13 protein-coding genes are annotated in these 21030 nt (G+C 33.4%); 8 read left to right on the plus strand and 5 right to left on the minus strand.

From position 1 onward, the window contains the following. Both R6X41_RS03080 and R6X41_RS03085 read left to right on the plus strand, forming a co-directional pair. A complete protein-coding gene (locus R6X41_RS03080; RefSeq protein ID WP_318497347.1) occupies positions 1 to 591 on the plus strand; it encodes an FMN-binding negative transcriptional regulator in 591 nt (196 codons plus the stop codon). Positions 592 to 652: 61 nt separating this feature from the next. Further along, positions 653 to 3271: a mechanosensitive ion channel domain-containing protein gene (locus R6X41_RS03085; RefSeq protein ID WP_318497349.1), complete on the plus strand. Its 2619-nt coding sequence runs from the start codon at positions 653 to 655 to the stop codon at positions 3269 to 3271. Between the two features lie 171 nt (positions 3272 to 3442). Here the strand turns inward: R6X41_RS03085 and R6X41_RS03090 are convergent, their stop codons facing one another. Together R6X41_RS03090 and R6X41_RS03095 are read right to left on the minus strand one after the other, a co-directional pair. Further along, a complete protein-coding gene (locus tag R6X41_RS03090) occupies positions 3443 to 4798 on the minus strand; it encodes a UDP-N-acetylmuramate--L-alanine ligase (protein WP_318497351.1) in 1356 nt (451 codons plus the stop codon). A gap of 54 nt (positions 4799 to 4852) precedes the next feature. Further along, positions 4853 to 5599, minus strand: a complete 747-nt coding sequence (locus R6X41_RS03095) for a tetratricopeptide repeat protein (protein WP_318497353.1) — start codon at positions 5597 to 5599, stop codon at positions 4853 to 4855. A gap of 155 nt (positions 5600 to 5754) precedes the next feature. On the opposite strand from R6X41_RS03095, the gene R6X41_RS03100 reads away from it, so the two are divergent. Next, complete coding sequence (locus tag R6X41_RS03100; protein ID WP_318497355.1) at positions 5755 to 12246, plus strand: alpha-2-macroglobulin family protein; 6492 nt, start codon at positions 5755 to 5757, stop codon at positions 12244 to 12246. A 780-nt stretch (positions 12247 to 13026) separates the two neighbouring features. On the opposite strand, the gene obgE is transcribed toward R6X41_RS03100, so the two are convergent. After that, complete coding sequence (gene obgE / locus R6X41_RS03105) at positions 13027 to 14025, minus strand: GTPase ObgE (protein ID WP_318497357.1); 999 nt, start codon at positions 14023 to 14025, stop codon at positions 13027 to 13029. A 60-nt stretch (positions 14026 to 14085) separates the two neighbouring features. Then, a complete protein-coding gene (locus R6X41_RS03110; protein ID WP_318497358.1) occupies positions 14086 to 15195 on the minus strand; it encodes an adenylate kinase in 1110 nt (369 codons plus the stop codon). A gap of 162 nt (positions 15196 to 15357) precedes the next feature. Here R6X41_RS03110 and R6X41_RS03115 point away from each other — a divergent pair, with 162 nt between their 5' ends. The 5 genes from R6X41_RS03115 to R6X41_RS03135 all read left to right on the plus strand — a co-directional run bounded on the left by R6X41_RS03115 (position 15358) and on the right by R6X41_RS03135 (position 20178). Next, a complete protein-coding gene (locus R6X41_RS03115; RefSeq protein WP_318497360.1) occupies positions 15358 to 16512 on the plus strand; it encodes a 5-(carboxyamino)imidazole ribonucleotide synthase in 1155 nt (384 codons plus the stop codon). A gap of 42 nt (positions 16513 to 16554) precedes the next feature. Continuing rightward, positions 16555 to 17034, plus strand: coding sequence for a 5-(carboxyamino)imidazole ribonucleotide mutase (gene purE / locus R6X41_RS03120; protein WP_318497362.1), 480 nt, complete (start codon positions 16555 to 16557; stop codon positions 17032 to 17034). A 171-nt stretch (positions 17035 to 17205) separates the two neighbouring features. Beyond that, positions 17206 to 19236, plus strand: coding sequence for a M3 family metallopeptidase (locus R6X41_RS03125; protein ID WP_318497363.1), 2031 nt, complete (start codon positions 17206 to 17208; stop codon positions 19234 to 19236). Between the two features lie 124 nt (positions 19237 to 19360). Next, complete coding sequence (locus tag R6X41_RS03130) at positions 19361 to 19915, plus strand: sigma-70 family RNA polymerase sigma factor (RefSeq protein ID WP_318497365.1); 555 nt, start codon at positions 19361 to 19363, stop codon at positions 19913 to 19915. A gap of 2 nt (positions 19916 to 19917) precedes the next feature. After that, positions 19918 to 20178: a glycine dehydrogenase gene (locus R6X41_RS03135; protein WP_318497367.1), complete on the plus strand. Its 261-nt coding sequence runs from the start codon at positions 19918 to 19920 to the stop codon at positions 20176 to 20178. Here the strand turns inward: R6X41_RS03135 and R6X41_RS03140 are convergent. Then, the gene (locus R6X41_RS03140) at positions 20168 to 20914 is read right to left on the minus strand and encodes a UbiA prenyltransferase family protein (protein ID WP_318497369.1); all 747 of its coding nucleotides are present in this window, start codon (positions 20912 to 20914) and stop codon (positions 20168 to 20170) included. The two genes, R6X41_RS03135 and R6X41_RS03140, sit on opposite strands and share 11 nt — an antisense overlap. Positions 20915 to 21030: the final 116 nt, after the last annotated feature.

Here is a 21030-nt window from a genome sequence, read left to right on the forward strand (position 1 = left end):
TTGAGTTATCCGCCTAAAACACATCAAGACAACGATAAAAATCACATGTTAGAAGTGATTAAACAGTATCCGTTAGCTACGGTTATTTCCGTTGACAACAACATGCCTATTATTTCGCATTTACCACTAATTTATAATTCTGGTAAGTTAATTGGCCACATCGATAAAAATAATCCGCAAGCCAAACTTTTAACCGATAAAAATCCGGTGACCATTATTTTTTCTGGCCCAGATTGTTATATCTCACCGAGTCTTTTTGGAGCGGCGGAACTACCTACATGGAACTATATAAAAGTGCATTTGCAAGGAACTGCTACTGAAATAGAAAATGAAAATACAGTAAAACAATCCATGGTAGATATGACCTCTTTTTTAGAAGAACCAGAACATGCTTATGTATTAGATTACAACAACCCGAGTATGGATAAATTTGTTAATTATGTTATGGGTTTTGAAATCGATATTTTGCATTGGGAAGGGAAATTTAAATTATCACAGAACAAAACCCCAGAAGCTCAAAACATTGCTAAACAACAATTAATTTCTATTAATAAAACATCTATTAAACCTTTTCTGGATAAAGTAATTTAGGTTTTAACACTTTATTCTTTTAAAGATTATATTTACACATTATAACTTTTCATCACATTCTATGAGTCTTAAGTTTACCAACTACAAATATTTATTTTGCATCATACTGTGTCTATCGTTTTATTTTTCGACAGCTCAATCTGCGTTAATTCCAGAAGTTGAAGAGGTAGCGTCACAAACAGTAGACACTACGGGTAACTCTAAACCTAAGGCCATACCTTTAATAAATATTGTGCGAGAAATCGATAATGCAAGAAACCAACTTAAATTAACCCAGAAGAAGACTCAAATCCCAGAGGCTATTAAAAAAATTGACTCTGTGCATGTTTTGCATAATAAGTTTTTGCTACAGGAGTCTAAAACCGCAGAAAGTTTCATGAAGGCAGATCCAAACCTTCAAAAGTTAAATAACCTCATTACAAAATGGTATGGGTTTAAAACCGTATTAACAGGTTGGGAAAGTACCGTAAATGAGCAAGAGGTAAATAATTCCAAATTAATTTCGGACATTACTAATAAAGAAAAGGTTTGGGATTTAAGTTACAGAGAAGCTGTGCATGCAGGCTCTCCTTATGAAGTTTTACATGCTATTAACCATATTTGGGAAAAAACAAAAGAAACGAAACAAACTATTATAAAAAACAATAATTATTACCTTATTCTGGAGACTAGAATTAATGAACAAATTAATATTACAGAACAAGTAATAAGTGACTTAACAGAATTAAAGAATTCTAATCTTTACGATATTTTTTACCAACGTCACAAACCATTATGGAATACTTCTTTTAAAGATAACAATTTAGATCCTGATAAAAAAAAGGATGTAATAACTATTGAAAATAATGTTAATAGCTCCTTCAGATATTTTAAAAACAGAGCAGCTGTTATCCTTTTTTACATAGCTTTTATATGGCTAATAAGCTTATTTATTCGGTATTTAAAAGCTGGATTTACTAAATATGTTTACAACGAAAAAACAAAGAAACTACAGAAAGCAAAAAGTGTTCTAGTAAATCAGAGTATCGTTTGTGTGCTGTTTTTATCGTTTTTAGCAGCACTATGGATTTTTACTAATACCCCAAAACTGTCTACGGATATTACGACCTTATTAATATTAATATGTTCGGTACCGCTTATTCGTCCTTACATGTTTAAGCAATTTAAAAATATAATATTCTTCGTAATATTATTCTTTATTTTAAATTCTGCGAAATCTTATCTGTGGTTTTCTTCGAGCATATATCGTATATATATATTAATTGAAGCATTAATTGTAATTGGTATACTATTTAAATTCACTCATCCCCTATCTAAAACACTAAAACTAGATATCGATGGATTTGGAAAACTACTCATACGGTTAACTCCTGTAATTTATATTTTAAGTATAATATCTATAGTTTCTAATGTTTTAGGATATACTAATTTAACAGATATCACATTAAAAATCAGCACTCAAAGTGGAATAACAACGACCTTTTTCTATAGCCTTTTAATGATATGGAATGGAGTATCCATAGGAGTTATTAATAGGCATTATGGTGTAAAAGCCTCTTATGATGAAGAGAGCCGATTACAAGTTGAAAAAAAGACACTTAAGGTTTCTAGAGGTATTATAACAGTAATTTGGATTTTCTACTTTTTAATCATTATAGATGTCCTTAGCCCTTTGACTTCTGTAATTCAAGATTCTATTACAGAACCCTACAAAATAGGAAGCTTATCCTTTACATTAAAAGGAATAATAGGATTTATTTTAATATTAATATTTTCTTTTTCTATAACTAAAATCATTTCATTTCTAATAAATGATGGCGATGGTGTATTACGAATTTTTAAACTTCCAAAAGGAGTTCCTGCCGCAGTATCTTTAGTGATTAGATACTTTATTCTAGGATTTGGATTTGTTTTAGCCTTGGGTGCACTTGGGATAGACCTTAGTAAATTTAATTTAATGGCAGGTGCTTTAGGTTTAGGTATTGGTTTTGGATTGCAAACCGTAATCTCAAATTTCGTATCTGGATTAATCTTGGTTTTTGAACGTCCTATCCTACATGGGGACACTGTAGAAGTTAATAATTTATTAGGAATTGTAAACCGTATTGGTGTAAGATCGTCAAGTATTACCACATTTGATGGTGCCGAAGTTATAGTACCAAACAACAATTTAATTTCGAACGACTTAATAAACTGGACACTTTCTAATAACACAAAACGTATTGAAATTTTAGTTGGAACATCTTACGATTCCGATCCTAACCGGGTATTAGAAATTCTTAGTGAAATTGCATCAAATTATCAATTTACACTAAAGAACCCTGCACCAAGAGCTCTTTTTAGTAATTTTGGAGATAGCTCACTAAATTTCAGATTATTAATTTGGGTACATTACGAACTTGGTTTACAAGCAACAAGTGATATATCAATATCTATTTATAATCGCTTTAAAGCTGAAGGTATAGAAATTCCGTTTCCACAACGTGACCTTAATGTTAGAAATTTACCTGATAATTTTAATCTGATGCCGTCTCAAAAGGAGTTTAATACACCTATAGTAAATGAACCAACTACTAAAAACATAGAAAAACCTATGATAGAACCATTAAAATCCGATTTCGACTCAGATGATTCTGAAAACTCTAGCGATGGTTTGTCTAGCGGAAATGATACAGTATAACATACTGACTTAAGCATAAAAAAGGCGAGATTTTGAATGATTCAAAATCTCGCCTTTTTTATGCTTAAAGGTAATAAAACCTATAAATTAATTCGATTACAAATATAAATTAGACTACAATAATAAGTCCTGAATCTAATAGTAAAGTGATCTTATATCTTTAATTACAATCTATTTAATAAGCTTTTTTAAATCATTAAAATCTAAGCCACCGTAATTTCCAGAACTCATTAACAACAGTGACTTATTCTCGAAATTTTGTGAAAATAAATAGTCCTGAAAATCTTCCGCATTAGTATATATAATTAGATCGTCGCGCTCGAAAGCTGCAGCAATTTGCGCTTCGGTTACGGCATCTAATTTTTTAATTTCAACCGCATGTGGAGAATAAAATACCACAGCAACATCGGCAGCATCTAAAGCACCTTTATATTCTTTTAAAAATTTAGCATTTAAGCTGCTATACGTATGTAACTCTAAACACGCAACTAAGGTTCTGTTTTCGTATTGCGCTTTTACCGCTTTGGTTGTTGCCTCAACTTTACTTGGCGAATGTGCAAAGTCTTTATAAGCTACACTATTTTGTCCTTCAGCTATTTTTTCTAGTCGTTTACTCGCACCTTTAAAAGTAGAGATAGCTTCGTAAAAATCGTCCTCATCAATACCCATATGCTGACAAATCCATTTTGCTCCAGCTAAATTATTTAAATTATGTGCACCAAAAACTTCAATTGGCAATGGCCCTTCTGGAGTTTCTAATAAAGTTTCACCATTTTCAACAGTGTATTCGGCAGTTGTGTAAGGCAGTTTTCTAATGGTATTTACAGAAGCTTCAACAACACGTTTCACGGCTTCATCTTCTTCATTGTAAGTAATACTACCGCCACGTACTATACTATCTACAAATATTTTGAATTGCTCTTCATAATTTTCATAAGTAGGAAACACATTAATATGATCCCAAGCAATACCACTTAATAACGCAATATTTGGTTTGTATAAATGAAATTTCGGGCGTCTATCTATAGGCGAACTTAAATATTCATCGCCTTCTAATACTATAAAATCGTTATCGTCAGTTAATTTCACCATCACATCAAAACCTTCTAATTGCGCACCAACCATATAGTCTACATCACGGTCATGATAGTCCATAACATGAAGAATCATAGATGTAATTGTTGTTTTACCATGACTTCCGCCAATTACTACACGCGTTTTATCTTTAGACTGTTCGTACAAAAACTCAGGATAACTGTAAATTTTCAGACCCAATTCTTGAGCTTTTAACAGCTCCGGATTATCTGCTTTAGCATGCATTCCTAAAACAATAGCATCTAAATGTGATGTGATTTTTTCTGGAAACCATCCAAATGATTCGGGCAGTAACCCTTTAGATTGTAATCTTGATTTTGAAGGTTCGAAAATCTCATCGTCACTTCCTGTTACTTGATATCCTTTGTTATGCAATGCCATAGCTAAATTGTGCATAGCACTCCCGCCAATGGCTATAAAATGTACATTCATAAACTTGTTTTGAAGATTGTAAATATACACGTTTTAGTACGTTTTTCTGAAAGATTATTGGGTAATCTCCGCTATTTTTTGTTGAAGTTCTTCATCTTCCAAGTGCGCTAACCCTAATCTTAAAACAGTTTCAGCCTTATCCATTTCTCCCTGATTTATATAAAAGTTCGCGAGAGATGTGTAACACGTTTTAGATCCACCAACTTCTAAAGCTTTTTGGTAAAATGATTCCGCTTGTTTAAAATCTTCATCTTTTTCGTGGAGATACCCTTTTGCTAAAAACCCATCAACTTTAGAAAGTGATTCTAATTCGTTTGCAAATTGAAGAGCTTTTGAAGTACTTCCTCCTAAAACACCGGGAAGTTCCATATAAATTTTCACCAAAGCCCAACGGGTTTCTATATGGTTTGGATCTAGTTCTGAAGCTTCCAAAAATTCCGACTTTGCATCCAAAATTAAAGGAATAGCCATAAGTTTATTAACAGACAACGCTTTCATAGCCAACGCACCTCCGTATTTATAATGGTAATTGGCATTTTCGGGTAAAATATCGACTAAATTTTCATATTGAATACTAGCAGCATCCCATTGCTCGGTATAACTGTAAGCATCTGCTAGCAACTCTATGCTTTCAAAATTATATTGAGATGGCACTTCAACTGTAGGTTCTAAAATAGCAATCACTTGATCATAATTCTGAGTATCGAAATACCCTTGAGCTTTAGCTAAAACGTATTGAGAACACATCGCCTTCGGAAAGCAAAAAAATAGAATTAAAACAGAAACAACATTTAATCTCATACCACAAAAATAACCTATTTATAGGATAGTATTTACACCTTTATAAAACACCTCTATCTAAAAAAAGAGGTAACTTTCTATTTTATAATAAAATTGGAACTGTTTTTGAGTTCTTTTTAACAGCGCACCCAATTACAGATTAATCATTCTCATATATGAAATTTATAAAACCCCTACTGTTAAGTCTAATTTTTTCAAATGCATTACTCGCCCAGCAACCGAATATTGAACAATTATGGTCTGAAGTTGAAACACTAGAACTTGCAGATTTACCAAAATCGGCTTTAGAAAAAGTAATACTTATTGATAAAATAGCCATTGAAAACAACAATCAACCTCAGCATATCAAGTCTATGTTGTACAAAAGTAAATTCGCTATGGTGCTTGAAGAGGATGCGCAACTCAACATCATAAATAATTTTAAATCTGAGATAGCAAAAAGCAAAGCACCAACTAAAAATATATTAGAAAGCATGTTAGCCAACATGTATTGGAGCTATTTTAAGCAAAATCGCTATCAGTTTTATAAGCGTACAAAAACAGCAGAGAAAGTTGATAAAACGGATTTTAGAACTTGGGATTTAGAAACCATTTTTGAAGACATTCAGTTACATTTTCAAAATAGCTTAGCAGACGAAACTGTTTTAAAAAACACGCCTATTGAAGCCTATTCAGATATCTTATTAGAACAAAAAGATTCTGAAATTTACCGACCAACACTTTACGATTTACTAAATCATGATGCTTTAAAATTCTACAAAAGCACAGAACGAGATATTACAAGACCGGCTTATAAATTTGTACTTGAAGATCCTAAGCTATTAAGTCCCGCTACTGAATTTTCGAACTTAAAATTACAGACCAAAGACTCGACTTCTTTAGAATTTCAAGCTTTAAAAATCTATCAGAATTTAATTGCATTTCATTTAAAAGATAAAAATCCAGAAGCATTAGTGTCTATAGATATCGAACGACTATTATTCGTAAAAGATAAGGCCGTTTTTAAAGACTCTGAAGAATTGCTTATACAAGCCCTCCAAAAATCTAGCAAAAAATACAACAATACTTTAGCAAGTGCATACTACGATTTTGAACTTGCCAAAATATGGAGAACTCAAGGAAACACTTACAGACCAGAATCTAGCACTAATGTAAGATGGAAACTAAAAGACGCCATCACGTTATGCGACACAGTAATTTCTAAATTTCCTGATAGTAAAATAGCAGAACATTGTAAACTTTTAAAATCTGAAATATCAAGTCCTAGTGTTGCAATTAGAAACGAGTTAATGCTTCCAACATGTACAAAGTCTAGATTTTTAATCACGTATAAAAACACAAATCAATTAGATTTCAAAGCTGTAAAAATCAGTCATAATGAACTTGAAATTTTCGAAGATTTTTATAATAAAAAAGACAAAGACAGTTTTGCTAGCACCTTAAAATTTGACAAAACATGGAGCGCTAATTTAAGAGATGAAAGCGATTACCAAGAACACGACACAGAAATTATTGCACCAGAATTTGATAATGGTATATTCTTAATTGCTGCAACAGATCCTGAATCAAAAACTATTGGGTATACAACTATGCAAGTGTCTAATATTGCTATTGTGCAAAAGGAAAACTCTAAGCAAATCATTTTTCAAGCCATTGATAGAAATACTGGTAAACCTTTTGTAAATACTAAAGTCACGATTAACTACACATACAATAACAACAAGAAAAAAACAGAGACAAAGCACACAGACACTTACGGAAATATAAATATTCCTAAAAATACAAGACGAGAATACGTGCGTTTTAATTTAGTTTTTAACACAGGAGATGATACGGCTTATTTTGACGGATTTCATTTAAATCAGTTTTACGAGAGAAATAATGACACAGCTAAAAAAACATATAAATCATTCCTTTTTACAGATCGAAGTATCTATCGCCCTGGACAAACAGTCTATTTTAAAGGGATTGGAATGCAAACAAAAAATGGAGCACATGAAGTTTTAAAAAATGAAGAAGTCTATGTTATTTTATATGATGCAAATGATGATGAAGTAGAAGAACTTACATTAAAAACAAATGAATTTGGTTCGGTTCATGGTCAGTTTGTCTTACCAAGTACAGGATTAAACGGACAGTTTTATCTCGAAATCGATTCTGAGTCTGGCAATAAAGACATGGAATCTAGTGTTTATTTTTCGGTAGAAGATTACAAGCGTCCAACATTTGAGGCCAATTTTAACCCCATAACAGAAACGTACACCATAAACGATTCTATAACTGTTAACGGAGAAGCGCTAGCATTTACAGGTAGTAAAATCACGAATGCAAATGTTGTATACCGCGTAAAACGTAGTGTAGATTTGCCATACTCGTATTACAGAACGCAACCTTATTTTTATACTGAATCTCAAGAAATTACTCACGGAGAAACTCAAACAGATGATTCTGGAAATTTCAAAATCAATTTTAAAGCCATTCCAGATCTCAGTTTCGACAACCAATTTCTGCCCGTTTTTCGTTACGAAATCACCGCAGATATTACAGATATTAATGGCGAAACACGTTCTGCTTCAACCACCGTTTCTGTTGGTTATCATACCATAGTGGCCAAGTTACAGATTGACAATAAACTAGATAAAAAGGCAAAAACCAATCAAATTGGTATACATACAACTAATTTAAATGGCCAATTTACGCCAGCTACAGGAACTCTAAAAATTTATAAATTACAAGGGCCGAGTCACGCTTTACGGGAACGCCCTTGGTCTGCACCAGATTATCAAGATATTGATAAAGCGACGTTCAACACACTTTTCCCTCACGATGCATATACCAATGAAGACGATACAGATCATTGGGAAAAAGGAACGCTTGTTTTAGAAGAAACCATTAATACAGCAGACGGAGAATCTATTCTATTAAATAAAACAAAACGATGGGAATCTGGTAAATACACTGCTTATTTTGAAAGTAAAGATGAGCATAATCAAACCATACAAGATGAAGCTAATTTTGAATTATTCAGCGTAGATGATGAAACCGTTTCAGATCATGGTTTATTTCAAATCAATACAAATAAGTCTACTTATAACCCTGAAGATGTAGTGGAATTAACGTTAGCTTCTGCTGCAGAACACCTTGTTATTACTTTAGAAATAGAGAAAGACCACAAGGTATATGCCAGACATAGCATTACGTTAAATCAGAATAAGAAAACCATTAAAATCCCTGTATCACAAGCAGATTTAGGCGGATTTGCAATTCATTATAGTTACGCTGCATTTAATAGTTTTAAATCTGGGTCTATGATTATAAACGTACCTTATCCTAAAACAGACCTACAAATTGAAACCAACACATTCCGAAATAAGATACAACCTGGAGCTCAAGAAACCTGGAGCTTTAATATTTCGGGGCCTCAAGGTGAAAAAGTAACCTCAGAAGTACTCGCTAGTATGTATGATGCGTCCTTAGACGAATTTAGAGGACATAGTTGGAGTATGTATGCAACTTATAAACCCATGTATTCTTCTTATAATTATTGGAGAGGAAATACTGCGTTCGGAACAGATTATTCACGTTTATACTTTAACGCGACAGACATATATATAGCTCCACAGTATTACGATGCTTTAGATGCGTTTGGTTTTAGTTTCACTGGAAACGAATGGACCAATCGTGAATATTTAGGTCGTATTCAAGAAAAGAAAACAGCCAAATACAACGATTCTATTCCTGAAGGACAAATTAGAGGAACTATTATAGATACTGAAGGCTTACCGCTTCCCGGAGTAAACGTTACAGTTAAAGGAAGTAGTAAAGGCACGCAAACCGATTTTGATGGTGAATTTACATTAGAGGCAAACACAGATGATACTATTATATTGAGCTATATTGGCTACTCCACCACAGAATTTGATGTAGATAACAAGAATACGTTTGTTATTAAAATGGTAGAAGATAGCCAATCTCTAGATGAGGTTGTGGTAACGGGTTATGGCACGCAGCTCAAGAAGAGTCTAACAGGATCTGTTTCAAGTGTTCAAGTCGTAAATAATGATATTGAAATAGAAGAAACTGTAATAGAAAGTTTGGAAGCACCTGCACAAATTCGCGGCACAGGTTCTGTTTCAAGCGAAAATCAGCCGCTTTATATTATTGATGGTGTTGTTGCAAAAACAAATAATCTTGATAAAGACGACATTTTAAAAATGGAAGTCTTAAAACCAAATGAAGCAACCGCACTTTATGGAAGCAAAGGAGCAAACGGCGTCATCATCATTACCACCAAAAATGGCTCAGCATTTAATGATGTTAAAATCAGGAAAAACTTAAAAGAGACCGCTTTTTTCTTTCCGCAACTACAAACCAATAGCGATGGAGATGTTAGTTTTAGTTTCACTTCGCCAGAAGCATTAACACAATGGAAATTGCAACTCTTAGCACATACGCCCAGTATGCAAAGTGCACAATACACGTTTACCACTGTGACGCAAAAAGAATTAATGGTACAACCCAATGTTCCTCGTTTTTTACGTCAAGGTGATAAAATTACCATAAGTAGTAAAATTGTAAATCTGTCTGATAAACCATTAGAAGGTCAAGCTGTTTTACAACTTTTTGACGCTGTAACAAATACACCAATCGATATTAATTTAGATAATATTAATGCTATAAAATCGTTTACTGTAGATGCTAATAACAATACGCAAGTGTCATGGCAACTTAAAATCCCAGAAACAATTGATATCGTTCAATATAAAATTATAGCCAAAGCAGGGAATTTTAGCGATGGCGAACAAAATGTTATTCCGGTTTTATCTAACCGTATGTTGGTTACAGAAAGTTTACCAATGTGGGTAAATGGAGACGAAACACGCTCTTTTACACTAGATAAATTAAAAGACAATACCTCTACAACTTTAAAAAATCATAAACTGACATTAGAGATTACGTCTAATCCTGCTTGGTATGCGATTCAGGCCTTGCCATATATTATTGAATATCCGTTTGATTGTAATGAACAAATATTTTCACGCTTTTACGGCAATACTTTAGCAAGTCATATAGTGAATTCTAATCCTAGAATTCAGGAGGTGTTTAATATCTGGAAATCTAAAGATGCCTTAATTAGTAATTTAGAGCAAAACGAAGAATTAAAATCTATTCTTATCGAAGAAACCCCTTGGTTACGAGATGCAGAAAGTGAAACAGAACAAAAGAAACGTATTGGTTTATTATTCGATATGAATACCATGAGTGCTAAAATGCAAGAAACTCAACAAAAGCTCGAACGTAATCAGTTGACTTCTGGTGCATGGCCTTGGTTTGCTGGCGGACGAGAAAACAGATACATCACTCAGCATATAGTTACAGGTTTCGGACATTTACAACATTTAGGCGTAGATACTAAAGATTCAGAAAACATGTTGTCTAGAGCTATTAAATTCACAGATGCAGAATTTATAGAAACTTATAAAAACATTGCTAAATACAATGCAAAACCAGATTATGATGCGTATCATTTAAACAGCATACAGTTGCATTATTTATATATGAGAAGTTTTTATTCTGAAGACAAACCGTCTGATGAACTTCAAAATATCATGAATTATTATGGGTCTCAAATCAAAAGCTATTGGACAAAAGGTACTTTATATGACAAAGGTTTGATGGCTTTAATTGCGCAGCGTTCGGGAGATACAAAAACGGCATCTGCTATTATAAAATCATTAAAGGAAAATAGCATTACAAGTGAAGAATTAGGCATGTATTGGAAAGCGAACACAGCCTCTTGGTACTGGTATGAATCGCCAATTGAAACACAATCACTCTTAATTGAAGCCTTTTCTGAAATTGAAAACAACACCAAAACCATCGATAATTTAACAAAATGGTTATTGAAGAATAAGCAGACAAACCGCTGGTCTACAACAAAATCGACTACAGATGCCATTTATGCTATTTTACTTAAAGGCAGCGATTGGTTATCGGTTTCTGAATCTTTAGACATTACCGTTGGCGGAAAACCCATTCCTGAAGACAAACTTAAAGACACGCAAGTTGAAGCTGGCACAGGTTACTTTAAAACAACTTGGAGCGCAGATGAGATTACACCCGATTTAGCAGATATTACACTTACAAATAAGAACGCGGGCATTGCTTGGGGAAGTTTATACTGGCAATATTTTGAAGATTTGGATGCTATTACCTCAGCGGAGACGCCTCTACAATTATCAAAGAAATTATTCCTTAAATCGAACACAGATCTCGGGGAGGAATTAACTGAAGTAACCTCAGAAACACAACTAAAACTCGGAGATTTAATCCGCGTAAGAATCGTATTAAAAACAGACCGTGATATGGAGTTTCTACATATGAAAGATATGCGAGCTTCCGGTTTAGAACCCATAGACGTTATCTCTAAATACAAGTGGCAAGATGGCTTAGGCTACTACCAAAGCACAAAAGACGCAGCAACCCATTTCTTTTTCGACCGCATAAATAAGGGGATTTATGTATTTGAATACGATTTACGCGTAAACAATGCTGGGCAATTTAGTAATGGTATTACAACCATTCAGAGTATGTATGCACCAGAATTTAGTAGTCATAGTGAAGGAGCAATACTTAAAATTGAGTAAGGTCATGGGTGAAAGAGACAAGAATACTACTCGAAAATTTAATTAGGAGACCAAAGACCGCTGCGCTGCAAAAATCAAGAAGAAGGACTTGTTTTAGACTATTTTAAATATTTACAGTAAAAATCAAAATACACGCATTCCAATGTGACCTGGAAATAAATTCAGGGTGAGGGCAAGTTCCAGCTTACGTCATCCTGAACTAGTTTAACTACGTTGAATCTTCGATTTCAGGATCTCACAAGTAACTCCACGACGCAGGAATATTACTCGAAAATTTAATTAAGAGACCAAAGACTGCTGCACTGCAAGAACCAAGAAGAAAGACTTGTTTTTAGACCATTTTAAAGATTTACGGTAAAAATCAAAATACACGCACTCAAATGTGACACTGAGATAAATCAGGATCATGGCAAGTTTATGCTTACGTCATCCTGAACTATTTTAACTACGTTGAATCTTCGATTTCAAGATATCACAAGTAACTCCACGACACAGAAATACTACTCGAAAATTTAATTAGGAGACCAAAGACCGTTGCGCTGCAAGAACCAAGAAGAAAGCATTGTTTTTAGACCATTTTGAAGATTTAGGGTAAAACTCAAAATTAACAGACTCGAATGTGACACTGAAACAAATAACTCCACGACGCACGAATACTACTCGAAAACTATCACACATAAAAAAGGAGCCTAAAAGCTCCTTTTCTATATTATAATATTGTATTAATCTGATTACTCTATTGTGACCTTGTAACAAGTTCAAAGTGACGAAAACTAGTAATTAAACATTCAACATTTTCCAAAGTTTATCCTTCAATTCAGTAATACCTTGTTGAGCGACTGCTGATATAAAAATATAATCTACACCTAGCTTTTCATCAAGTTCTACTTTTAATTCTGCTTGTAATTCTTCATCTAGCATATCACATTTAGAGATCGCAACAAGACGATCTTTGTCCAACATTTCTGGATTATAACGTCTTAATTCATCTAACAAAATTTCATATTGCTTGGTAATATCATCAGCATCAGCAGGAACTAAAAACAATAAAGTCGAGTTACGTTCTATATGTCTTAAGAAATAATATCCTAATCCTTTTCCTTCGGCTGCACCTTCAATAATACCAGGAATATCTGCCATTACAAACGTTTGGAAATCACGATATTCTACAATTCCTAAATTCGGTTTTAAAGTTGTAAACTCGTAATCGGCAATTTTTGGCTTGGCTGAAGTAATAACAGATAATAAAGTTGATTTTCCAGCATTTGGAAATCCTACTAAACCAACATCTGCAAGTAATTTCAACTCTAAAGTCACATACTTTTCTTCTAAAGGCATACCTGGCTGCGCGTAACGAGGGGTTTGGTTTGTAGAACTTTTAAAGTGCCAGTTTCCACGACCACCCATTCCACCTTGGCTTACAATACGCTCTTCTCCATTAGCAGTGATTTCGAAAAGTATATTATCCGTTTCAGTATCACGAACCACAGTTCCTAACGGCACGTCTAAATACACATCTTCACCATCTGCACCGGTACTACGTCCGCTACTCCCGTGTGCTCCATGCCCTGCACGTAAATGACGTTTAAATTTTAAATGAAAAAGGGTCCATAAGTTATCGTTTCCTCTAAGAATAACATGACCTCCTCGACCACCATCTCCCCCGTCGGGACCACCTTTTGTGATATACTTCTCACGATGTAAATGCGTAGATCCTTTACCTCCGTTCCCGGATGTTAATTGAATCTTTACGTAGTCTACAAAATTTCCTTCAGTCATAATTACTTGGACTTCTTAATTAAAGTCTTTAAAATGTTATAAAAATGTAATTAAAATTAATTACAATGCTTCGATTACTTCACTTAAACGAACTGTAATTTCCTCTACAGAACCTACACCGTCTACCCCAAAATATTTATTTTTTTCAGAATAGTAATCTTTTAAAATAGCTGTCTTAGAATAATATTCTTTAATACGATTCGCGATAATAGACTCATCGGCATCGTCTGAACGGCCACTTGTTTTTCCGCGTTCTAATAAACGCTCTATTAATATTTTATCTTCTACTTCTAATGCTATCATGGCATTAATTTCAGAATCTTTACTTTTCATTAATTCTTGTAATGCTGCTGCTTGTGCATTTGTACGAGGAAAACCATCAAATATAAATCCGTTAGCTCCTGAATTTTTTTCAACTTCAGCATTCAACATATCAATAGTAACTTTATCTGGAACCAAATCACCCTTGTCCATATAAGATTTTGCTAACATTCCTAAAGCGGTTTCGTTTTTTATATTGTAACGAAACACATCACCTGTAGAAATATGTACTAAATTATATTTTTCCTTTAAGAAATTTGCTTGTGTTCCTTTTCCAGCACCTGGAGGTCCAAACAGGACTAAATTTGTCATATGTTGAGTTGTTTTAATTTGATATACTTCGGGTAAATTACGGCCTAATCCGTCGTAATCTAAACCATAACCGACTATAAATTTATCTGGAATTTCTATTCCCACATAATGGAGTTTGTAGTCTTTTTTATAAGCAGTTGGTTTATAAAATAAAGTCGCGATTGTAAGCGATTTAACCTTTTCATTTTCAAAAATGCGATGAATTTCGGCTAACGTACGTCCAGAATCTATAATATCTTCTAGAATAACAACCGAACGTCCAGTTAAATCTTGAGTTAATCCTATTAAACGCTGAATATCTTCAGTGGATTTTACACCTTCATAAGAGGCTAATTTAATAAAAGTAACTTCGCAAGGTTTAGGATATTTTTTAACAAAATCGCTTACTATCATAAACGAACCGTTTAAAACACCAATAAAAACAGGGATTTCATCTGCAAAATCCACAGCAATCTGATCTGCCATTCTAGTTAAAGCATCATCTATTTGTTTCGCTGAGATAAAAGGCTTAAAATATTTGTCGTGAAGTTTAATCATAAAATAACCTGTTTTTTGTTAATTCATGGCAAAGATAATCAAATGAGACCTATAATCTAATTTAGAAAAAGGTTTCATAGTATTGATTCTTAAAATTAGAATAAATTTCATATTAAAATGTACTTTTGCATCGTCTAAAATGACGAGCAAAACAGCAATATAATGAATTATTTTTCTTCAAATTTTAAATTAGGAATACTAGGTGGCGGCCAATTAGGAAAAATGCTACTAACCGAAACCCGTAAATTCGACATTTACACCTGTGTCTTAGACCCGAGTGATGAAGCGCCTTGTAAAGTTGGAAGCAACGAATTTTATTTAGGCGATTTAATGGATTACGATACCGTTTTTAACTTTGGAAAACAAGTTGATGTGCTAACCATTGAAATTGAAAATGTAAACGTAAATGCACTTGAAGATTTAGAAAAAGAAGGGGTGCGCGTATATCCATCATCAAAAACATTACGAACCATTCAAAATAAAGCGACACAGAAATTATTTTATGTAGACCATAATTTACCAACTGCACCGTTTTCTCGCTTTGCATACACCATTGAAATTGAAGACACCATTTCTAACGGCGGATTAAAATTTCCGTTTGTATGGAAAAGTGCTCAGTTTGGATACGATGGTACTGGTGTAAAGATTGTTCGCGAATTAAAAGACCTTGAAAACCTACCAAATGTAGCTTGTATTACCGAAACTTTAATTCCGTTTAAAAACGAATTGGCGGTAATAGTCGCTAGAAATGTATCTGGCGAGATTAAAACCTATCCTGTTGTAGAAATGGAATTTCATCCAGAAGCAAATCAAGTAGAATATGTAATATGTCCTGCACGTATTGATGCTGAAGTCGCAAAAAAAGCTACTGAAATTGCATTGAAAGCTGCTCAAGCATTTAACCATGTTGGATTATTAGCTGTTGAAATGTTTCAAACACAAAACGACGATATTATAATAAATGAAGTTGCCCCCAGACCTCATAATTCAGGACATCAAACCATTGAGGCGAGTTTTACATCTCAATTTGAGCAACACATAAGAGCGATTCTTGATTTACCTTTAGGAAATACCGCGAATAAATTAAGTGGCATTATGGTGAATTTAGTTGGTGCAGAAGGACATACTGGAGATGTGGTTTACAAAAACATAGAGAAGATTATGAATATGGACGGTGTTACACCACATATATATGGTAAAAAGCAAACACGTCCGTTTAGAAAAATGGGACATGTAACTATCGTGAATGAAAATATTGTTGACGCACGAAAAATTGCCGAAAACGTAAAAAATACAATTCAAGTTATTACAGAATAAATAAACTAAAGCATTAATTATTAATGCAAAAACATAAATATTATGAGTAAAGTAGGCGTTATTATGGGAAGCAAAAGCGACCTTCCTGTTATGCAAGAGGCGATAGACATCTTAAAAGGATTTGATATAGAAGTTGAAGTAGATATCGTTTCTGCACACCGGACTCCAGAAAAATTATTCGAATACGGTAAAAATGCTCACACCAGAGGTTTAAAAGTTATTGTTGCTGGTGCTGGTGGTGCAGCTCATCTTCCAGGGATGATTGCATCTTTATCTCCGCTTCCTGTTATAGGTGTACCTGTAAAAAGCAGTAATTCTATAGATGGTTGGGATTCTGTATTATCTATTTTACAAATGCCAGGTGGTGTTCCTGTTGCTACTGTAGCGCTTAATGGTGCAAAAAATGCAGGGATTTTAGCGGCACAAATTATTGGAAGCTCTGATGCTTGTGTTTTAGATAAAATTTTACTTTATAAAGAAGGATTAAAGCAAGCCGTATTAGAATCGGCAAAAAATTTATAAGCACAAAAAAAGCCTCTATAAATAGAGGCTTTTTCTCGCTATTAATCAATAAATTTTTTCAGAGTAACCAGCTCTTTTATGAAAAAAATCTTTGCAAAGATATTATAATTACTACTAAAAAGGCACTTTAACACATTTTTTAACATTTATTTATAAAAAATCGATCAAAAAATGAATATTCTATTAAATACATTCCAAACTAAATATAATACAGCTCCGTTTTCAGAAATAAAAAACGAAGACTTTTTACCTGCTATTACAACATTAATAGAAGCTTCTAGAAAAGAAATTGACGCTATAACATCTAATAATGAAACGCCTACATTTAAAAACACGATTGAGGCCTTAGAATTTTCGGGTGAGCAATTAGATCGTGTGACTAGTATTTTCTTTAATTTAAATTCGGCCGAAACGAATGACGAGATTCAGAAAATAGCACAAGACGTTTCGCCTTTACTTTCAGAATTCGGTAACGATATCACGTTAAATGAAGCACTTTTTAAACGTGTAAAAGCTGTTTATGATAGCAGAGAAAATTTAGCATTAAATGCTGAGCAAATCATGCTTTTAGAAAAGCAATACAAAAGTTTTTCTAGAAATGGAGCCAATTTAGCCGAAGACAAAAAAGCAACACTTAGAGGTTTAGACAAAGATTTAAGTAAATTAAAATTAAGTTTTGGTGAAAATGTATTGGCAGAAACCAATGCTTTCGAAATACATATTACAGACGAAGAGGACCTAAGCGGACTTCCAGAAGGTGCTAAAGAAGCTGCCAAACAATTGGCTGAATCTAAAGATAAAGACGGTTGGATTATTAATTTGGACTACCCAAGTTATATTCCGTTTATGACTTATGCAGATAATCGTGAATTAAGAAAAAAACTAGGGATTGCTTTTGGCAAAAGAGCATTTCATAATAATGAATTCGACAACCAAGACATTGTTTTAAACATTGTAAAAAAACGTTTTGAACGTGCTAATTTGTTAAGTTATAAAACACACGCGCATTTTGTGTTAGAAGAACGTATGGCTAAAACGCCAGAAACCGTTTCAGAGTTTTTAAACGAATTGTTAGATAAAGCAAAACCTGCTGCAATAGATGAATTTAAAAATCTAGAAAATTTCGCTAAAGAATTAGATAATATTGACCGTTTGGAAAAATGGGATTCTGGATATTATGCTGAAAAACTAAAACAGAAACTTTTCGATTTAGACGACGAAAAACTAAAGCCCTATTTTCAATTAGAAAACGTTACAAAAGGCGCTTTTAAAATTGCAGAAAAACTTTATGGTTTACATTTTGAAGAAATTGATTCTATAGACAAATATCATCCAGAAGTTTCAACTTATAAAGTAACTAACGCTTCAGGTGATTTGGTTTCTATTTTTTATGCCGATTTCTTTCCAAGAGCAGGAAAACGAAATGGTGCTTGGATGACGTCTTATAAATCTCAATCAATTGTAAACGGCGTAAACGATCGTCCGCATATATCAATAGTTTGCAACTTTACAAAACCAACAAAAAGTAAACCTTCATTATTAACGTTTAACGAAGTTACAACCTTGTTTCACGAATTTGGTCATGCCTTGCACGGCATGTTAGCAAACACCACATACCCTAGTTTGTCTGGAACAAGCGTGTATTGGGATTTTGTAGAATTACCAAGTCAGGTTATGGAAAACTGGTGCTACGAAAAAGAAGCATTAGAATTATTCGCAACTCATTATAAAACTGGAAAGGTAATTCCTATGGAATTGATTTCAAAAATAAAAGAATCTTCAACATTTAATGAAGGTATGCAAACGATGCGCCAAATCAGTTTTGGTTTATTAGACATGAGCTGGCACGGACAAGACCCGTCTAACATTAATGATGTTAAGGTTCACGAATTAGAAGCTTTCGAAAACACAAAACTATACCCAGATGTTCTTGAAAACTGTATGAGTACAGCTTTTTCTCACATTTTCCAAGGCGGATATTCTTCGGGTTATTATAGCTATAAATGGGCAGAAGTTTTAGATGCAGATGCTTTCGAATATTTTAAAGAAGCCGGTATTTTCAATTCAGAAGTTGCTACAAAGTTTAAAGATAATGTGCTATCGCAAGGAGGAACAGTAGATCCCATGACGTTGTACAAGCGATTTAGAGGACAAGAACCTCAGCCAGAAGCCTTATTAAGACGTGCTGGATTAATCAAATAATTTTAAAAAGTTCATAACTCTAAGGGTTATGAACTTTTTTTTAAATGTTAAAGCTTACTAAAAGTCAACTATAATTCTGAAATAGATTCCCTATTTTTGATAAGTTAAACCGATAACTCTCTATATGCCTGAACATAAAATTGATGCAACAAAATGGGTAGATTCGTATTCCGACTACTTATACAACTACACTATTTCTAGAGTTAGTGATGCTGAAATTGCTAAAGATTTGGTTCAAGACACCTTTTTCGCGGGCTTAAAATCGATGAAAAATTTTAAAGGTGAAGCCAGCGAACGCACCTGGTTAATTTCCATTTTAAAACGAAAAATAATTGATCATTACCGAAAAATTAATTCAAAAAAAGGGAAAGCAGAAGTTCGTATGTCTTACACTAGCGATGGTGAAGAGGAAGGTGAATGGCTTGAAGAACGCGTAGCAGACAAATCGTATAAAAATGCTGAAGACGTGTTGGAAAACACAGAACTAAGCGAAGCAATCTACAATTGTTTAGAAAAATTACCTGCAAAGCAAGCCCAAGTATTTAAGATGAAAACTATTGAAAATTATGATACCGAAATTATTTGTAATGAATTAAATATTACAGCGTCTAATTTATGGGTTATAATACATAGAGCGCGAACATCTCTTTCAAGCTGTTTAGAAAAAAACTGGTATTAATTATGAGTAAATTATTTTTGTCTTGCGATGAAGCTTCACACGTTTGTGATAAAGCTCAATACAACGAGTCTACATTTTTGGAGCGCTTGAAGTTAAGAATGCATATTATTTTTTGCTCATTATGCAAGAAACACACGCATACCAACATGAAACTAACGGAATCGATTACCAAGTCTAAAATTGTATGTTTAGATGCTAAATCGAAATCTGAAATGAAAAAATGTTTTGAAAAGGAATTAAAGAATTCGAGTTCTAAGGATTAAAAAACAATTCTAAAACCAACCATACCAAAGGAATGCCTTCCACCCAAAAGGAGGTATAAACATCACTCTGCGTTTCTCTACTAAAGAGTATAAATAAAATTAAAACAAACGTAACAATCACTTGGATTAAAATATAATTCCCGATTAAATTCGTTTTAAAAAATTCTATGAACAAGAATAAAAGGGCTAATAACACACCTAATATTTTAGTTCGCATCACTCCTATTTTCTGAGGAATTGTTCCCAACTTTAAACTATCGTATTTTAAATCTCGAAGTTCAAAAGGCAACATCAAAGCTATTATAAAAATAAACCGCTGTATAAAGGTTAATATTACTTCATCATTAAATTCGTAATGTTCGTTTGTTAATGGTAATAATACTGTTACCCCTGCCCAAACCAATCCTATTAAATATACTTTTAATCCGCTAATACTTCGCAAATTATGATGCTTATCTACAAAGAAACGTTTCGGAAAAAACGGAATAGCATACATAAAGGTTACCATTCCAAATCCGGCAATTATCAACATGGTATTAAATTCTAATTTAAACGCGAAATAGCACATTAAAATAAAACTTAACATCGAAAACAACTGAATGGCACGTAACCAGCTAGCCAAAGCTCTACGGTGGAATTTTGCTAAGCCAAAATACTTAACAAAATTATAACCGGTAACAGAAGCAAAAAATATAAAATACAACACGTTTTCATCATATGGTAATCCGAATTTCATTAACGTTATCCAGGACAACGCAAAGACAGATAAAGCCACATGAATACTGGAGTTGAGATAAAATTTGAAGAGCTTTTCTAATATTGTCATTCAGCAAAAATAAATAAACTATAGTT

The organism is Formosa sejongensis, assembly GCF_033447105.1.
GTDB lineage: Bacteria > Bacteroidota > Bacteroidia > Flavobacteriales > Flavobacteriaceae > Formosa.